General features: G+C 32.9%; 14 protein-coding genes. 6 read left to right on the top strand and 8 right to left on the bottom strand.

Going from position 1 to position 17,927, the window contains the following annotated elements:
* Positions 1–49: 49 nt before the first annotated feature.
* The 7 genes from GGR97_RS13175 to GGR97_RS13145 all read right to left on the bottom strand — a co-directional run bounded on the left by GGR97_RS13175 (position 50) and on the right by GGR97_RS13145 (position 9,305).
* On the bottom strand, positions 50–3,133 hold the full coding sequence (locus GGR97_RS13175) for a T9SS type A sorting domain-containing protein (RefSeq protein WP_167898994.1): 3,084 nt from the start codon (positions 3,131–3,133) through the stop codon (positions 50–52).
* A gap of 80 nt (positions 3,134–3,213) precedes the next feature.
* Positions 3,214–3,726 carry a hypothetical protein gene (locus GGR97_RS13170; RefSeq protein WP_167898993.1) on the bottom strand — a complete coding sequence of 171 codons (513 nt, stop codon included), beginning with the start codon at positions 3,724–3,726 and terminating at the stop codon, positions 3,214–3,216.
* A 26-nt stretch (positions 3,727–3,752) separates the two neighbouring features.
* Positions 3,753–4,226 carry a YehS family protein gene (locus tag GGR97_RS13165; protein ID WP_167898992.1) on the bottom strand — a complete coding sequence of 158 codons (474 nt, stop codon included), beginning with the start codon at positions 4,224–4,226 and terminating at the stop codon, positions 3,753–3,755.
* A 5-nt stretch (positions 4,227–4,231) separates the two neighbouring features.
* Positions 4,232–5,170: an NAD(P)H-dependent flavin oxidoreductase gene (locus GGR97_RS13160; protein WP_167898991.1), complete on the bottom strand. Its 939-nt coding sequence runs from the start codon at positions 5,168–5,170 to the stop codon at positions 4,232–4,234.
* Positions 5,170–6,825 (bottom strand): S8 family serine peptidase, encoded by a 1,656-nt coding sequence (locus GGR97_RS13155; protein ID WP_245229507.1) that lies wholly within the window; start codon positions 6,823–6,825, stop codon positions 5,170–5,172. The genes GGR97_RS13160 and GGR97_RS13155 overlap by 1 nt, the downstream gene beginning before the upstream one ends.
* Before the next feature lie 24 nt (positions 6,826–6,849).
* The gene (mnmA, locus tag GGR97_RS13150; RefSeq protein ID WP_167898989.1) at positions 6,850–8,040 is read right to left on the bottom strand and encodes a tRNA 2-thiouridine(34) synthase MnmA; all 1,191 of its coding nucleotides are present in this window, start codon (positions 8,038–8,040) and stop codon (positions 6,850–6,852) included.
* Between the two features lie 110 nt (positions 8,041–8,150).
* The gene (locus tag GGR97_RS13145) at positions 8,151–9,305 is read right to left on the bottom strand and encodes a hypothetical protein (RefSeq protein WP_167898988.1); all 1,155 of its coding nucleotides are present in this window, start codon (positions 9,303–9,305) and stop codon (positions 8,151–8,153) included.
* 173 nt (positions 9,306–9,478) lie between these two features.
* Between GGR97_RS13145 and purB the strand changes: the two genes are divergently transcribed.
* The 4 genes from purB (at position 9,479) to GGR97_RS13125 (ending at position 14,908) form a co-directional block, all read left to right on the top strand.
* A complete protein-coding gene (gene purB / locus GGR97_RS13140; RefSeq protein WP_167898987.1) occupies positions 9,479–10,822 on the top strand; it encodes an adenylosuccinate lyase in 1,344 nt (447 codons plus the stop codon).
* Positions 10,823–10,826: 4 nt separating this feature from the next.
* On the top strand, positions 10,827–11,195 hold the full coding sequence (locus GGR97_RS13135) for a hypothetical protein (RefSeq protein ID WP_167898986.1): 369 nt from the start codon (positions 10,827–10,829) through the stop codon (positions 11,193–11,195).
* A gap of 132 nt (positions 11,196–11,327) precedes the next feature.
* Entirely contained in the window at positions 11,328–13,163 is a 1,836-nt protein-coding gene (locus tag GGR97_RS13130) for a sulfatase-like hydrolase/transferase (protein ID WP_167898985.1), read from the top strand.
* Positions 13,164–13,291: 128 nt separating this feature from the next.
* Positions 13,292–14,908 (top strand): M1 family metallopeptidase, encoded by a 1,617-nt coding sequence (locus GGR97_RS13125; RefSeq protein WP_167898984.1) that lies wholly within the window; start codon positions 13,292–13,294, stop codon positions 14,906–14,908.
* 61 nt (positions 14,909–14,969) lie between these two features.
* Here the strand turns inward: GGR97_RS13125 and GGR97_RS13120 are convergent, their stop codons facing one another.
* A complete protein-coding gene (locus tag GGR97_RS13120) occupies positions 14,970–15,764 on the bottom strand; it encodes a M48 family metallopeptidase (protein ID WP_167898983.1) in 795 nt (264 codons plus the stop codon).
* A gap of 93 nt (positions 15,765–15,857) precedes the next feature.
* Here GGR97_RS13120 and msrB point away from each other — a divergent pair, with 93 nt between their 5' ends.
* Together msrB and ffh are read left to right on the top strand one after the other, a co-directional pair.
* Complete coding sequence (msrB, locus tag GGR97_RS13115) at positions 15,858–16,334, top strand: peptide-methionine (R)-S-oxide reductase MsrB (RefSeq protein ID WP_167898982.1); 477 nt, start codon at positions 15,858–15,860, stop codon at positions 16,332–16,334.
* 215 nt (positions 16,335–16,549) lie between these two features.
* Complete coding sequence (gene ffh / locus GGR97_RS13110) at positions 16,550–17,896, top strand: signal recognition particle protein (protein WP_167898981.1); 1,347 nt, start codon at positions 16,550–16,552, stop codon at positions 17,894–17,896.
* The last annotated feature ends 31 nt before the right edge of the window (positions 17,897–17,927 follow it).

The raw sequence follows: 17,927 nt of genomic DNA, 5'->3' as shown, positions 1-17,927 counted from the left end.
AAACAATAGTTTATAGTAGATTTAAAACATTAAAACTACTAGCAAGTAATTAGCTAGATACTAGTACTTTTTTTAGCGTAGATTTCCCTTGACTTACTACTTTAACCAAATAAACTCCTGTTGGTAAAAATGGAGTGCTTACTGTATTTTGTTTTAATTCTTGTTGATGAAACACTACTTTTCCAGACATATTAGTAATTAAAACACTACTCTTTGCAGGAGCTAAAACACGTATTTGTTTATTTTCTGAATGGATTTGAACTCCCTCTAAAACGGTTTTATTCACCGATAAAGAATTCGATTTTTGAACTGTAATTTCATCAAAATAAATTTTACTCCCTGCACTAGGAGTTGCTTTTAAACCTGTCATTACAAAAGAAAACCAATTGGTTTCTATAGCTTCGGCAGATGTAAGTTTACTAGTTGCCTCAACTTGTACCCATTGATTTTTAGCTAGGGTTGTAAAATCAAAATTAACTTGAGGCTTTGCAGCTTGACTATCTAAAGAAAGTTTAACACCACTTGGGGTATCTCCTTCTAAATATACCCACATTTTCACATCATAATCCGCTACTTCTGTAGTAAATTCATGTTCTTTATTAGTGTTTGTTCTCCACGTTTGCAACTTTGGATTGCTTCCTGCTGTAGCAACCAAATCACACTTCATACTATACGTTCCTTCTTTAGCTCTTTCAGATGTTTGAGTAAATCCTGCATTCTGTGTCCACGCATCTACAATATTCCCTGCCACAGTAACATCATGTCCTCCACTAGACCAAAACACATTGGTGTTTTCAAAACCATAAGGACTTTTAGGTACAATACTTTGTGTTAACGCAGAATCCGTAAGTTCTACAAATAACATTTCATAAGGTTCCAATACCTGAGTGGTATCTATAGCAACTCCTTTTAACAAATCAAGCATCTCTGTTTGTCCTTGTACATTCTTTAATGCAATAGATACATTAGCATTTGTATTTCCTAAATTTACAATAGACAAAACCGTATTTCCTTTGTTATTTTTTACGGTTTTCCAAACACAAGTTTTTATACTATTTTCATTTGTTTCTGTTACCGTAATCTCTGGCAAACTATTCTTTGAATCCAAAATAGTAAAAGCTTTTGTTTTATAATCTGACAATGATGAAGCGGTAAGTAACATTCCACCATTATTGGTGTTTAAAGGAGTAATTGCAGATTCTCCATATTCATTTTTTGTCAAACTAATTGCATCTGTAATAATAGTTCCTCCGTTGTCTAAATAGTTTTGTAAAGCAGTTTGTTCTTTTGGAGTGATGTACTCATTATTATGAACTAAAACTACATCCCATAAAGAATTGTCTTGATTGGTAAGAACATCTTTAGTTACAAACCCAAGAGAAACTCCATCAAAATGTAATTTTTCGTACAAATGAAATAAATCATCCATATGCTCTGCTTTGTTAATTGCAGAAGTTTTAGAATAAAATATACGGATTGGTTTTCTTTGTCTTTGCATTTTCATGATGATATCTGAATGTGCATTTAAATCTAACATGGTTAAAGCTACCTCATTGGTAACTCTAGGTTGATGATTGTTAGATCCCGCATAACCATTTCCTACAGCCAAACCATTTCTTGGTGAACCATCTTCTCTTCTTGCCCAAAACCAAGTTTGACTTGCATCTAACCCTAAAGTATGTGCTAACCAAAAGGTAGCCCTAGCATAAGCAGGCTTCATATACAAATCTCTAGATCTTCCTGTAGATAAATAATGTAGTTCTGTATTGTAATTAATTTTATTGGGAGCTATAGATTTCATAAAATCATAGCCCATGCAAAGTTCTCTCCAATCAAAACCATAATGCTCTTGCCATTCCAAATTATCTTTCCACATATGTCTATAATCAGCTCCAGAGTCGTTTCCTACAATACCACTTAAATTGGTTAAAGCTTCTAAATCTATACCGTGAATTCTTTGATTATCTGTCCATAAATTAGGCATAATCTTTAAGTGTACTTTGGCATCAGCATCGTATTTTCTAATTTCTATTTTTAAAAACTGATACCATTCTGTAACTCTGTACATATTAAACAAAGCCCAATCGTACCACATAGCAGTTCCTTTAAGACTTGTGTCTATAGGAATTTCTATAGCTACCTCATTAAAAGAGGCAAAACTTGTTCCCCATAAGGTATTTAATCTAGCAATAGTTGTGTGTTTACTTGCTAGCCAAGTTTTAAATTTATCAATTGTATAATCTGATACCGGTCCAGATGCCCATGCTAATTTATCTCCCGTTTTCTGAGTAAAAAAGTGAGGTTCGTTACACAACATATAACCTAATTCCGAATATTTTTGATTGGCCATATAAGGAACAGTCCCTGCAATTAAATGCCCCATCATTTCTTTAGCTCCAGGATGATCTATATCGTAGCCAGTATAGGTATCTGTACGCATTTCAAAATTTTCTCCATATTTAGTTTTTGACCAAGAAGGTACATTCTTGTTGTTTATAAATATAAATCCAATTGCCCCTGATTCTTTAGCACTTAAATCATTAATAATGCTTGATCTTATCGTTCCGTTTTCATCAGTAACATAAGAGGGGGTTAAAAAAAATCCATCTTGATTCCCATGATATTCTGTTAACAAATCAGTTTTAGGTTTCCATGTATAATCTGCTACAAAGGCAGGTTTACCATTAAAAGTTAACTGATCATTGGTGTGATTTACTTGAGTCCAATCTACAGCAGGAGCCGTACTTCTTGTATATTCTTTATTGATGAGTTTGGTTAAAAAATCGATAGATTCATCTAACATGCTAATCACATCATTTCTTTCAAAATTAGGCAGTAAATTGGCCATTTCTGATGAATTGTCTTTATAGGCCGTCACCAAAGCAAACAAATCTGTGTTCATTGCCACATTTGCTTCATCCCAATTGGCATATTCTAAAAATATTTCTGCAGTTCTTACCGTTGTTTTTTCGGCAAGTGCATTGATTCCCTCCGTTTCTGCCTGGGAAATTAATGCGTTTAGTTCTGTAATTTTTGACTGTGCTGTTTCTTCTAAGGTTTGAGAATACAAACCTAAAGGGGCTACAAAGAATACAATATTATAAAAAAGAGGTTTTAGTAATTTTAAAATCATGGGGACTGTTTTTTTCAAAAATAGGTTGAATGTAAAACAGTTGATTTCTTAAATGTACATATTTTGTGCTTGTGAATACACTATTTGCAAAGTTCTATAGATTTCCATCTCCCTCTGGCTGTAGCCGTTAAGTTTCCTTCGGGTACAAATCCGTTGGTTGCATTGGTAAATGTAACCTGAATAACATCTCCTTTTTTAAGACAAATTTTCTTGGTATTTAAACGGTGTTTTTCTACCGTATATTCTTTAATACCGGCATTGTAAATTCTAGTATTTACAACCTCATCACCTATTTGTTTTCCATTTATACTTACACGGTAGGTAGACTCTCCATCTGTTTCTTGTAAAGAATTTAAGACTACATAAACATTTTGTTTAGCTCCTTTATACACAGTGCTAACAGCTGCCGTTTTTAATCTTTTGGCTACCATTAACACCTTATTTCTTTTATCTATTTGGGCAGGTACAAAACCTTCTATCGTTTTGTTCTCAAAATTAACAGCCAATAATTCTGTACAATTTACAGGCTCTGGATTTACTGCTAAAACAGACAACCCAAAACTTAACATAACAACAAATAGATATTTTTTCATCTCACTTATTTTTAATAGATAATTTTTTACTTTTTAGGTTTGGGATTATTTTTTAAAAACAAACCGTTTAAAAAGTTTCTTAATACTTGATCTTGACACTCCTTATAATGTTGATGTCCTGGCTTTCTAAAAAAGGCCGTAAGTTCTGCCTTTCCAAAATTAAGACCTGCTAATTTTAACAAATCTAAAATATCGGTATCCTTTAAACTTAAAGCTATTCTTAGTTTTTTAAACACTAAATTATTATCTAGTTTTTTTTCTGCTACCGGAATTTGATTGTCTTTTTTTCCTCTATAATCAATAATCATCCCATTTAAAAAATTGGCAAACTGCTCATCTGACAATGATAAATTTTCTTTTTCTTCTGTATCTTTTGCCAACCAAACAGAAACCTCTTCTCTAGTTGCTGTAATCCCTACATGATTAAAAAAAACAATAATCTTTTCTGGATTGTAGTTAAACGCATATTTTAACCTTCTAAACACATCGTTATTTGTCATTTTCTTTAATTTAATTGTTTTTTTACGGCTTGATATTCTGTAATCATGTCCGACATTATTTCTTTAATAGATTGCACTTGGTGAATTAACCCTGCTATCTGACCTATTTCTATTTTTCCATCCACTACATCGCCTTCAAAAATCCCTGTTTTTAACTTAGCCTCATTGTAAAAAACTTGTAAAGTTTCTTTAGTAGGGTGCGTTTTATACAAGTCTAATAATTTTTGATAATAGTTGTTTTTTACAATTCTTACAGGTGCCAATTCTTTAAACGTTAATTGTGTAGCACCATCTTGTAATTCTGTAATTAATTCTTTGTATTTAATATGTGCTGATGATTCCTCACTCACGGCAAAACGACTTCCTATTTGAACTCCATCAGCTCCTAAAACCTCAGCCGCTAAAATTCCTCTACCACTTGCAATTCCACCCGCTGCAATTAACGGTATACTAATTTGTTCTTTCACCATGGGAATTAAGGTAAAAGTAGTAGTTTCTTCTCTACCATTATGTCCTCCTGCCTCAAAACCTTCTGCAACTACAGCATCTACTCCAGCTTCTTGTGCTTTTAAAGCAAATTTTATGCTACTAACTACATGCACAACTGTAATTCCATGTGCTTTTAATTTGGAAGTCCATGTGTTGGGATTTCCTGCCGATGTAAACACCACCTGAACTCCTTCTTCTATTACAATGGCTACCATTTTATCTATATCAGGATATATTAATGGAAGGTTTACTCCAAAAGGCTTGTTTGTGGCTTTTTTACATTTTTGAATGTGCTCTCTAAAAACATCTGGATACATAGAACCTGCACCTATCAATCCTAAACCTCCTGCATTACTTACTGCCGAGGCCAATTTGTAACCACTTACCCACACCATTCCTCCTTGAATGATGGAATACTCTATGCCAAATAACTCTGTAATTCTATTGTTTTGCATTAATCAATCTTGTATAAAGTCATTATCTGATTTTTACCCTGATAACGGTATCTTAAATAATAAAGTCCGTTAGCATAACTGCTAATATCTACCTGATTATAATTCCCTTTTATTTCTTTACGCTCTAAAACCCTTCCTGTTACAGAAAATAGTTCCACTTTTAAAACTTCGGTTTGTGGTTTGTAAAACTGAAACTGAATGACTTTTGAATGGTTTAAAAACAGAAGATAAAAAGGAGCCTTATCTATTTCCTTCACAGGTGATAATGTTAACTGTGATGCTAAATGTCCAATTCTTAAAATTCCATAACCTCCTTGAGCAGTTGGGTTTAAATAATCTTCTGAATTTTCGATGATCATTTGACGAATTTCAACACTCGTTTTATTTGGAAAAGCTTGCCACAAACAAGCTGAAACTCCCGAAATAATGGGTCCCGAAAAAGAAGTACCATTACTAGCGACTACAGTATTGTTTTCTTCAACTACAAAAACATCACCTCCTTGCGCTAAAGTTTCTGGTTTTATTCTATTGTCTGCTGTAGGTCCATAAGAAGAAAAAGCAGTTACACTTTCATTTGTATCTACAGCTCCTACAGAAATTACTCCATCAGCATCTGCTGGGGCTGTAATGTATTTCCAAGAGTCATTTCCTGAATTTCCTGCAGAATTTACCACAATCATTCCTTTTTGAGCAGCAATAGTTGCTCCCCTAGAAATAAAAGTTGTTTTTCCATCCATATCGGCATAAGTATAATTATACTTACTTTCATCAAACTCACTATATCCTAAAGAAGTATTGATAATATCAACCCCTAAACTATCTGCTTTTTCAGCAGCTTGTACCCATAAACTTTCTTCTAAAGGAGTTTCATGATCAACATCTTCTGTTACAAACAAATAAAAACTTGCTTTGGGTGCTGTTCCCACAAATTCACCCTCTATCACTCCTGCTATAGTAGATAGTACTTGCGTTCCATGAGTAGAACCTGTTTGAGCATAAAAATCTGTAGTATTATTTACATAATTATGTCCTCCCAATATTTCTCCGTTACTAAAATCTCCATCTACCAAATGATGAAAAGCACCTGCTGTATCTGTTCCAAAAAAACCACTATCTATAATGGCTATTTGTAAACCTTGTCCCTCATAAGTAGCGTTATGAAAAGTATCAACTCCTAACATTGTAGTTTGGTTGGTTGCATTTCCATAACTATAACTAGCAATGGTTTTAAGTTGATTAATTTTTGATTTTTTTTGTTGAGAGACAGTAGTAGATGATTGGATAGCATTTATATTTTTATTCGCAAATTGAATAGAATCAACTCCTGTTAAATTTTGAAGATTGGAAATTGCGAATTCTGTACCCAATACATGTACTGCATTTAACCATTTAGATCTTGCTTTTACCGTAATTCCTGTACCAGTAGCTACGGACGAAACATAATCTGGACACAAAGGTACATCTTGCTCGTTAGGAGCTAAACCTTGTTTACTTCTTCTGTCCAATGCTTTTTGACTTAGCATTAAATGAGGAGCTTGTAAAAAATAAACAGCATCAGGTTTATTTTTAAAATACACCCAAGCGTGTTCTTGAACTTCTTGCTGAGCTTGAACAAAGCCCGCGTATAGAAACATCAAAAACACAAACTTTTTCATCTAGATTTGTTTTACTTCTTAAAATTAAGCAATTACTCCCGATCCTAAAAGTTCATCTTCTAAATGCCAGGCTACAAATTGTCCTTCTTGTATGGCCGATTGTGGATTTTCAAACTCAACATACATTCCCCCTTCTGTTTGGTACAATGTTGCTTTTTCTAAAGGTTGACGGTAACGAATTCTAGCTAAAACCTCCATAGATTCCCCTTGCTCCAAAGCTAAATCTTCGCGAATCCAATGCAATTCTGCATTGCTTACAAACAATACTTTTCTGTACAAGCCAGGATGTTGTTTTCCTTCACCTGCATAAATCACATTTTCTTTAACATCGGTTTCTATGACAAACAAAGGTTCCTGGGTTCCACCCACAGCCAAACCTTTACGCTGTCCTTTGGTAAAATAATGAGCTCCTTGATGTTTGGCTACTGTTTTTCCACTGTTTATGGTGTAGCTGTATTTTTGACTGTAAAAAGCCAATTCTTCTTCTTTATTTGCAAACCTTGGAATTTCTCTTACATATGTTTCATTGTCTTTAGCAACTTGTACAATTACCCCTTCTTTAGGTTGTAGTTTTTGTTGTAAAAACTCAGGCAATCTTACTTTCCCAATAAAACACAATCCTTGTGAATCTTTTTTATCTGCTGTAACCAAATCTAATTCTTTGGCTATTTCTCTTACTTCGGGTTTGGTTAATTCCCCTATAGGAAATAAAGCTTTAGACAATTGCTCTTGTGACAATTGACATAAAAAATAAGATTGGTCTTTGTTGTTATCTACTCCTGCTTTTAATTGATAAACTTCATTCCCATCAGAACTTTGAACAATTCCTCTACGACAATAATGACCTGTAGCAACATAATCGGCTCCTAATTCTAGTGCAATTTTCATAAACACATCAAACTTAATTTCGCGATTACAAAGCACATCAGGGTTTGGAGTTCTTCCTCTTTCGTATTCATTAAACATGTAGTCCACAATACGTTCTTGATAATCCTTACTCAAATCTACTACCTGAAAAGGAATTCCTAGTTTTTCTGCTACCAACATAGCATCATTACTGTCTTCTAACCACGGACATTCATTAGAAATAGTTACAGAATCATCGTGCCAGTTTTTCATAAACAAACCAATCACTTCGTATCCTTGTTGCTGCAATAAATATGCGGCTACACTACTATCTACTCCTCCTGAAAGACCAACTACTACACGTTTCATATTCAAAAAATTGAGAGTACAAAGATAGTATAAAAATAAGAGTTAACATCCTTAACAGATGTTCAAAAAAAAAGGAGTTTATCTGTACAGACAAACTCCTTTTTTATTATTTATTCTTTCTTTGTGGCTTCTTTTTTTCTCCTAATATTTTCGAGAATTTGCTCATCAGACAATTTAGATTCCTCTAACAAAGCAGCTTCTTTTTGTTGCTTTTTTTCTATATTTTCTAAAATTTCTTCGTCTGTTAGTTTTTTAATTTTATTTCTTTCTTCTTGTTCTTGTTTTAGCTTTATATTTCTTAAAATTAAAGCATCATCAAGTCTTTTGTACTCTTTTATTTTGTCTTCCATTTTAGCGGAAATACTTTTTAAAATGGCATCATCACTTACTTTAGAATAGGTTCTTTTTTCTCCTTTTTTTCCTTGAATATTTTTAAGAATTTCATCATCAGACAAAGGTTGGTACGTGGGTTCTTTTTCTCTTTTTCTTTCTATATTTTCTAAAATAGCTTCATCGGACAATTTAGGATACACTCTAGGCTTTTCTTTTTTACCTTCTATATTGGCTAAAATATCTTCGTTGGTAGGATGCAATCTCTGTTTGTTAGGTACTTTGAATCCCATGTACTCTCCTTTAATATAGAAATCCCACTTTCCTACTTTGTAGTCTTTGTAATACAAACCGGTTTCTTTAATGTCTCCATTAGTTTCGTAAAACTTGGTTCTTCCGTGTAGCAAACCATCTTGATAAGTCATTTCGTGCAACACAACTCCTTTTTGAGAGTATCTGGTAGAAACTCCATCTAGCTTTCCATTTACATAATAGCTTTCTTCTGCTTTTTTCCCATTCTTAAAATAAACAATACGTTCTCCATGTAATTGTCCATCTTTATATTCTTCTGTTAGAATAATATTTCTTTTCCCATCGTAATATTTCCAAAGTCCCGTTCTTTTTTTGTGGATCATTTGACCATCACTTTTTAACGTTCCGTAAATGTCATAAAAAATAACATCTACAACTTCAGAATTGGGTCTAAATATTTTTTTAACTGCAGGGTGATTGTTGATGATTTTATTTTCATAGAAATAAAAAATTCCTACTTCTTTACCGTGATTAAATTTTCCGGAATATTTAATTCTACCAGAATCGTAACTTTTTTCCCAATAACCATGTCTTTCTCCTTGAGCATCAAATTGATTTATTTTTTGAGCAAAAACAATCATTGGTAACAAAAACAACAAAAAGAAACTCTTTTTTACTTGCATTTAAACAAATTTTTAAGGTTTACACCTAATTATTAACTATTGATTAGGCTAGTGTTTGCCTAGTATTTTATCGATATAAAAAATTGAAATTACAAAGTTTAAAGTATACTAAAAAACATCTTTTAACTTTTCTTATTTTAATGTACTTTTGTCCCTTAAATATTTAAAAAGAAATGAGTTTATCAAATTTAAATGCCATCTCTCCAATTGATGGAAGATATAGAGGAAAAGTAGAATCTTTAGCTGCTTATTATTCTGAAGAAGCATTAATTAAGTATAGAGTTAAAGTTGAGATTGAGTATTTTATTGCTTTATGCGAAATTCCTTTGCCTCAATTAGAAGAGTTTGATGCTTCGTTATATGAGGCATTAAGAGCTATTTACAAAAACTTTACAACTGCTGATGCTCAAAAAATTAAAGATATTGAGAGTGTTACCAATCACGATGTAAAAGCGGTTGAATACTTTATTAAAGAAAAATTTGATGCTTTAAACTTACAAGCATTTAAAGAGTTTATCCACTTTGGATTAACTTCTCAAGATATTAACAACACAGCTATTCCTTTATCTATTAAGGATATGTTTGATGAAGTTTACGATGCTGAATTAGCAAACGTAGTTACTAAATTAAACGAATTGGCGACAGAATGGGACGATGTTTCTATGTTAGCACGTACACACGGACAACCAGCTTCTCCTACGCGTTTAGGAAAAGAAATTAGAGTTTTTGTAGAACGTATCAACCAACAAGTAAACTTGTTAAAGCAAGTTCCTCATGCCGCTAAATTTGGTGGAGCTACAGGAAACTACAATGCACACCATGTTGCCTATCCAAATATTGATTGGAAATCTTTTGGTACTGATTTTGTTGAAAACAAATTAGGTTTACACCACTCTTTTCCTACGACTCAAATTGAGCACTATGACCACATGGCTGCTATTTTTGATGCTGTAAAAAGAATCAACTCTATTATTATAGATTTAGACAGAGACGTTTGGACGTATGTTTCTAACGACTACTTTAAGCAAAAAATTAAAAAAGGAGAAGTGGGATCTTCTGCAATGCCACACAAAGTAAATCCTATTGATTTTGAAAACTCTGAAGGAAACTTAGGAATTGCAAATGCTATTTTTGAACACTTAGCTATTAAATTACCTGTATCTAGATTACAACGTGATTTAACAGATTCTACTGTTTTAAGAAATATTGGAGTTCCTTTTGGACACACTTTAATTGGTTTTGCTTCTACCTTAAAAGGATTAGGTAAATTATTAATTAACCGCGATGCTTTTGCTAGAGACTTAGAAAACAATTGGGCTGTAGTTGCAGAAGCTATTCAAACTATTTTACGTAGAGAAGCTTACCCAAATCCTTATGAAGCTTTAAAAGGATTGACTCGTGTAAACGAAAAAATTACAGGAACAACTATTGCTAACTTTATTGACACTTTAGAGGTTTCTGATGAAATTAAAAATGAATTAAAAGTAATTACTCCTAGTAATTACACAGGAATCTAGACTTATGAGATTTCTATACCTTATATGTATATCCGTTGTGGTTTCTTGTTCTTCAGGAAACTCAACGGATATTTTATCTTTTAAAACAGGATCTTTTAAAACCTATTTAGGAGAAAGAAAAGACAGTTCTTCTTTTTACAGAACTGAAAAATTTCAGATTGAAAGCTACAGAAACCAAGTAGATACTTTTGACATCCATTGGAAATCTAACTTTGAGTACGAACTTAGAAAAGTAAATCCTACAAGCAAATTAGATAGTATTCCTTTTGTAGTAAAAATTACGGCTATTAAAGAGAATTACTACAAATTTAAAGGGGCTTATTTAGGAAGTAACTTTAAACAAGAAGGAACAACATATAAACTTTCTGAATAAGTTATCCGTTCTTTCTAGAACTGCATACAATCAGTCATTTTACGACTAGACATTAACTTAACACCTCTTGTAAAGTCAATATTTAAAAGAAATTAAGTCCTATTTTTACTTCTCTTAAAACATTTAATAACAATGAAGACGATAGTAAAATCATTAATTCTATGTGCCTTGTTTACCTTAAACGTAAACGCACAAAAGCAACCCAATATTTTATGGATTATAACAGACGATCACAGAGCAGATGCTTTGGAATGTTATAACCAAGCTACTACAGGAAAAAAAGAAAGTTCTATTGGATACGTTTCATCTCCCAATATTGATAAATTAGCTAGCGAAGGAGTTCTATTTACCAACAGCTATAACAACTCCCCTGCCTGTGGACCTTCTAGAGGTTCTTTAGTTAGCGGTCGTTATCCTTTTAGAAACGGACACTATGCTTTTGAGTTAACACATCAAAATCCTGATTTTGTAAAACCCTCTTTTTTACAAACATTGCAAACAAAAGGTTACAAAACAGCTCTTTTTGGAAAAGGAGATTCTTATATATTTAAATGGGGACCTGGACAAGGCTATCGTGATGCTGGCCTCTATAACTTTAAAGTTCACTTTAAACACGATTTACAAAAAAACAACATAGGTGATTTATGGGGACATGATGTTTATGATAAAAACGGAAAATGGAAAAAATTAGGTACCCAAGAAACAGCTAAACTTCCTAATGGAGAAATGATAAGCTACTATACAAAGAGAGCGAATGGAAATCTAACATCTGAAGATTTAGAAAAAAGAGCACAAGTAGAAAAGAAATTCGAAATTTTAAGAGGTTACAAGCGTTATAACAAAAACTTAATTTTTGGAGGTGAAAACCCAATGCCTGCCGGAGAAACTGTAGATGGAAAACTGGTATACGAATTAAAGTCTTACTTGGCCAATGCCGATAAAAATTACAAAACCACATGGGGGAAAACCGTAAAAGGTGCCGACAGTAAAAAACCACTTTTAGTAAATCTAGGGTTTCACTTACCACACACTCCTGTATTACCTCCTAAAGAGTTTAGAGATAAATTCAAAAAAACAAAATACAACATTCCTGAATTCAATAGAAAGCAACTAGACAAGTTTACTCCTCAAATGATGAGATACTACAAAAACTTGAACATGTATGAGATGGATGAAAAAGACAAGCTACAAGCCATACAAGATTACTATGCTTTTTGTGCATATGGAGATTCTTTAATTGGTGATGCTGTAGAAGCTTTTAAAAAATACAACAAAGAACACAATCAAGAATATTTAATTGTATTTACCGTTGGAGATCACGGATGGCATCTAGGAGAACAAGGAATTGAAGCAAAATTTACACCTTGGAAACAATCTACCCAAGGAGCTATTATTATGGTTTCATCAGACAAAACTAAAGTTCCTGCTGGAGTGGTAAATAATCACATGGTAGAATATGTAGATATTGCACCTACTATATTAACTTCTGGCGGAGTAAATGTTGCTTCTAAAGAATACAACTATTTAGATGGTATTAGTTTGTTTGAAACTTTAAATTCTCCAAAACAAAAAAGAGATTATATTGTAGGAGAAATTAGTTTAATTGCAGGACACAGAGCTTACATTAGATCTAAAGATTTTTCTTTTTCTATGCGAACAAGACCTCAAAAAAAATCAGCTCCTAACGAAAATATCAAATGGGCTTTAAATTGTCCTGTTGAAAAAGCAGAATTAGCCTTATATGATTTAAGAACGGATCCTTTAGAAAACAACAATATTGCTACAGATAAAGAATACAGAAAATTAGCAGACTGGTTTAGAAATAGACTAGGAAACATTGTATTAGGAGACGGTAGAATAGAATGTGATTGGTCTAAAGCCAATACCTACAACATTAGTAACTTTGCAAAAGGAGCACATAATGGAGTGTTAAATATTCCTACACATCTAATTCCAGAGGTAAACTAATTTTTAAGTTTTCACAGCAAAAAAGACAAGTTAAGGGCTAGCCCTTAACTTGTCTTTTTTATTGAAGTATATATAGCATAGATTTTTTAGATTAGAGGATTGTAATCACTTTAACTAATAACACAATTATGTACAAAAGCTTTTTTCTACTTATTCTTATTAGTTTTGGTCTACAAGCACAAAACAGCTTTACCAAACAAGATTCCTTAAGAGGTAGCATTACTAATACCCGTGCCTGGTGGGATGTAGCTAAATACACCTTAGACATTTCTGTATTTCCAGAAACCAAAACAATCTTAGGTAGCAATACCATTACCTACAAAATTCTAAGACCACATCAAACGCTTCAGTTTGAATTGCAAGCTCCTTTAATTATCGATTCTATTCTTCAAAACAAAATACATCTTACCTATACAAAAACAGGAATTAGTTATTTTGTAAATCTTACAAAAAAGCAAAAAGTAAACAACACAGAAAACATCACTATTTACTACCACGGAAAACCTAAAGAAACTATAAATCCTCCTTGGGATGGCGGAATTATTTGGAGCAAAGACACACATAACAATCATTTTATTGCTACAGCCAACCAATCCATTGGTTCTAGTGTTTGGTGGCCATGTAAAGATCATCCTGCTGATGAAGCAGAAAGCATGGAAATAACGGTAACCTGTCCTACTCCACTTATCAATGTTTCTAACGGAAAATGTACCCGAATTACTAGAAATAAAAACAACACAACATCTTATACTTGGCAGGTAAATAATCCTATTAACGATTATGGAATTAGCATGAACATTGCTAATTATGCTCATTTTAACGAAACTTATAAAGGCTTAAACGGAGACTTAACTTGCGATTATTATGTACTCTCTTCTAATTACTTAAAAGCAAAAATTCAGTTTAAAGATGTTCCTAAAACGTTAAAAGCATTTGAATACTGGATGGGACCTTATCCTTTTTACAAAGATGGATATAAGTTGGTAGAAGTTCCTTATTTAGGAATGGAGCATCAGAGTTGTATTGGTTATGGAAACCATTATCAAAAAGGGTATTTGGGAAAAAGAATGGGACTTTCTCCTTGGGGCTTAGAGTTTGATTATATTATTATTCACGAGTCTGGACACGAATGGTTTGCCAATAACATTACCTGTAAAGATGTTGCCGATTTATGGATCCACGAATCTTTTACCACCTATGCAGAAAGTTTATATATTGATTATTATTACGGAACACAGGCTGCCAATGATTATGTGCAAGGTCTAAAACCCTTTGTTAAAAACAACAAGCCTATTATTGGAAAATTCAACGTTCACAATCAAGGGAGTGGAGATATGTATTTTAAAGGAAGTTTAATGCTCCACACACTTAGGCAAATAATAAACAACGATACTTTATGGAGAACTATATTAATAGATTTAAACAAAACATTTTACCACAAAACCGTTAGCGGAACAGAGATTATCAATTTTATCAATACCAAAACAAAAATTGATCTTACCCCCTTCTTTCATCAATATTTAAACACCACTAAAATTCCAAAACTGATTTTAAGACAAGATGGAAATTCAATTACTTACCAATGGGAAAACACAGTCGCTAATTTTTCTATTCCCGTTAAAGTATACCTAAAAAACCAAGAAATTTGGATAACTCCTAATGCAAATAACAAGCAAAGAATAAAAGGAAAACTAGACGATTTAAAGGTAGACCTTAATTATTACATCCATATTCAAAAAGAATAAACATTAAAAAAGCCCAATTGAAATGTTCAATTGGGCTTTTACTTGTAAACTATTTTTTATCTTATTTATACTTAGCAGCTAATTGTTTAGCTTCTGGTAAAAAAGATTGCAAAGTACTAATTCTAGAGTCGTTAGAAGGGTGTGTACTTAAGAATTCTGGCTGAGAAGAACCTCCTAAAGCTTTCATTCTTTCCCAAACAGCTACCGCTTCTTCTCCATTATAACCTGCCATTATCATAAAAACCAAACCTAACTTATCGGCTTCCGTTTCGTGTGTTCTACTGTATTTTAACATTCCTAACTGAGAACCTAATCCGTAAGCCATGTTCCACATTTGTTGCGTTTTCTCATCTTGAGTAGAAGTACCAATAGCCACAGCTGCTCCAGCATATTCTTGAATTTGAGAAGAACTCATACGTTCCTGACCGTGTTTTGCAAAAGCATGCGCAACCTCGTGTCCCATAATTGCCGCAATACCATCAGCATTTTTAGCTACAGGTAAAATTCCTGTATAAAAAACAACTTTACCACCTGGCATACACCAAGCGTTTAATTGATCATCTTCTACCAAATTAAACTCCCAACGGTAACTATCTGCCTCTGCAGACATTCCATTTTTACGCATAAATTTGTCTACAGCCGTAGAAATTCTAGCTCCAATTTGTTTAATTTCCTGAGTTTTACTCGTATTGGTAGATAATTTATTTTCTTTTAAAAAAGTATCATATTGTGAAAAACTAGTCGGTAATACCGTAGCATCAGACACAAAGTTTAACCTTTTTCTACCTGTAATAGGTACTGTAGAACAAGCAGTTAAAAAAGAAGCAATTAGTATAGAGGAGATAATCTTATTCATTTTTTTGTATTTATTTCCTCACAAAGATAATATTTGAAACGTTATTAGGTAATGATTCCTATCAACAATCGACAGATTAATAAACCTTTATTTATGAAACACTTTTTACACTTGGTTATTCTTTTTGTTTTTGCAACCATCAACAATATACATGCACAAGAAAAAATTGTAAAAACAGATGCGGAATGGAAACAACAATTAACAGCAAAACAATACCATATTCTTAGACAAAAAGGAACAGAATATGCTTTTAGCGGAGAGTATAATAAACATTACAAACCTGGAACTTACTATTGTGCAGCTTGCAACACTCCCTTATTTAGTTCTCAAACAAAATTTGATTCGGGAACAGGATGGCCTTCTTTTGACAATCATATTGCCAACAATATAGATTTTTTAGTAGATAAAAAATACGGAATGATTAGAACAGAAATCATCTGTAATGTTTGTAATGGCCACTTAGGTCATCTATTTAAGGATGGGCCTAAAAAAACAACCGGAAAAAGATATTGTGTAAACTCCGCAGCTTTAACATTTAAAAAAACAGAGCAACCTAACACAAATCAATGATAATAAGAGAGTTATTCATTAACTTTATAGTCCCACATTTTGTGTAAAGACTAATATCTACATTAAATTCAAGGGAAATAAATAGTATTTGTTTTTATGTTTTACAATTCTAACCCTCCAATTTTGGAGGGTTTTTTGTTGGGTAGAAACCCTTTATAAGTTGGCAGATTCTTGTATATTTGCACCTCAACTTTAACCAAAGTAAATAACAGCATATGTTTAATAATTTATCAGATAAACTAGATAAAGCCTTACATCTTTTAAAAGGTCACGGAAAAATAACGGAAGTAAATGTAGCAGAAACTCTTAAAGAGGTACGTAGAGCATTGTTAGATGCCGATGTAAACTTTAAAATTGCAAAAGAATTTACCGTAAGAGTTAAAGAAAAAGCAATTGGTCAGGATGTATTAACTACATTAAACCCTGGTCAGTTAATGGTTAAATTGGTAAAAGACGAATTAACCGATTTAATGGGTGGAGAAACTGCTGGAGTTAATTTAACAGGAAGTCCAACCGTAATTTTAATGGCAGGTTTACAAGGATCAGGTAAAACTACCTTTTCTGGTAAATTAGCCAACTTCTTAAAAACAAAAAAAACAAAGCAAGTATTATTAGTGGGTGCCGATGTATATCGTCCGGCAGCCATCAATCAGTTACAAGTTGTTGGAGAACAAATTGGAGTTGAAGTATATGCTGAAGTTGAAAATAAAAACCCAGTAGAAATTGCAACCAATGCAATAGCCTATGCAAAAGCAAACGGGAAGAACACCGTTATTATAGATACAGCAGGTCGTTTGGCTATTGATGAAGCTTTAATGACAGAAATTTCTAACATTCACAAAGCTGTAAACCCACAAGAAACATTATTTGTTGTGGATTCTATGACAGGACAAGATGCTGTAAATACTGCCAAAGCTTTTAACGATTTATTAAATTTTGATGGAGTTGTTTTAACAAAGTTAGACGGTGATACACGTGGTGGAGCTGCTTTAACAATTAAATCTGTTGTAAACAAACCAATTAAATTTATTGGTACTGGGGAAAAAATGGAAGCTATTGATGTTTTCTATCCAGATCGTATGGCAGATCGTATTTTGGGAATGGGAGATGTAGTTTCTTTAGTAGAACGTGCCCAAGAACAATTTGACGAGGAAGAAGCTAGAAAATTGCAAAAGAAAATTGCTAAAAATCAATTTGGTTTTGACGATTTCTTAGGACAGATTCAGCAAATCAAAAAAATGGGGAACATGAAAGACTTGGTAGGAATGATACCAGGTGCTGGAAAAGCCTTAAAAGATGTAGATATTGATGATGATGCTTTTAAAGGAATAGAAGCCATTATTAATTCTATGACTCCCTTAGAAAGAACAGAACCTAAAACCATTAACGCTTCTCGTAAAAAGAGAATTGCTAAAGGATCTGGAACTAGCATTACAGAAGTAAACCAACTATTAAAGCAATTCTTCCAAATGAGCAAAATGATGAAGATGATGCAAGGGGGCGGAGCTAAAAAAATGATGCAAATGATGGGGGGTATGAAAGGTGGAATGCCTGGAATGTAATATTTTAGTATTCAGTACAAAATACTGAGTA

Origin of the sequence: Wenyingzhuangia aestuarii, assembly GCF_011927765.1 — a bacterium.
Lineage (GTDB): Bacteria > Bacteroidota > Bacteroidia > Flavobacteriales > Flavobacteriaceae > Wenyingzhuangia > Wenyingzhuangia aestuarii.
The sequence above is the reverse complement of the archived record's forward strand: the minus strand, read 5'-3'. Positions and strand labels throughout refer to the sequence as shown.

Bases quoted from the DNA above. Each gene is read 5' to 3' on its own strand.
- GGR97_RS13175 (WP_167898994.1), bottom strand. From the start codon at position 3,133: ATGATTTTAAAATTACTAAAACCTCTTTTTTATAATATTGTATTCTTT.
- GGR97_RS13170 (WP_167898993.1), bottom strand. From the start codon at position 3,726: ATGAAAAAATATCTATTTGTTGTTATGTTAAGTTTTGGGTTGTCTGTT.
- GGR97_RS13165 (WP_167898992.1), bottom strand. From the start codon at position 4,226: ATGACAAATAACGATGTGTTTAGAAGGTTAAAATATGCGTTTAACTAC.
- GGR97_RS13160 (WP_167898991.1), bottom strand. From the start codon at position 5,170: ATGCAAAACAATAGAATTACAGAGTTATTTGGCATAGAGTATTCCATC.
- GGR97_RS13155 (WP_245229507.1), bottom strand. From the start codon at position 6,825: ATGAAAAAGTTTGTGTTTTTGATGTTTCTATACGCGGGCTTTGTTCAA.
- mnmA (WP_167898989.1), bottom strand. From the start codon at position 8,040: ATGAAACGTGTAGTAGTTGGTCTTTCAGGAGGAGTAGATAGTAGTGTA.
- GGR97_RS13145 (WP_167898988.1), bottom strand. From the start codon at position 9,305: ATGCAAGTAAAAAAGAGTTTCTTTTTGTTGTTTTTGTTACCAATGATT.
- purB (WP_167898987.1), top strand. From the start codon at position 9,479: ATGAGTTTATCAAATTTAAATGCCATCTCTCCAATTGATGGAAGATAT.
- GGR97_RS13135 (WP_167898986.1), top strand. From the start codon at position 10,827: ATGAGATTTCTATACCTTATATGTATATCCGTTGTGGTTTCTTGTTCT.
- GGR97_RS13130 (WP_167898985.1), top strand. From the start codon at position 11,328: ATGAAGACGATAGTAAAATCATTAATTCTATGTGCCTTGTTTACCTTA.
- GGR97_RS13125 (WP_167898984.1), top strand. From the start codon at position 13,292: ATGTACAAAAGCTTTTTTCTACTTATTCTTATTAGTTTTGGTCTACAA.
- GGR97_RS13120 (WP_167898983.1), bottom strand. From the start codon at position 15,764: ATGAATAAGATTATCTCCTCTATACTAATTGCTTCTTTTTTAACTGCT.
- msrB (WP_167898982.1), top strand. From the start codon at position 15,858: ATGAAACACTTTTTACACTTGGTTATTCTTTTTGTTTTTGCAACCATC.
- ffh (WP_167898981.1), top strand. From the start codon at position 16,550: ATGTTTAATAATTTATCAGATAAACTAGATAAAGCCTTACATCTTTTA.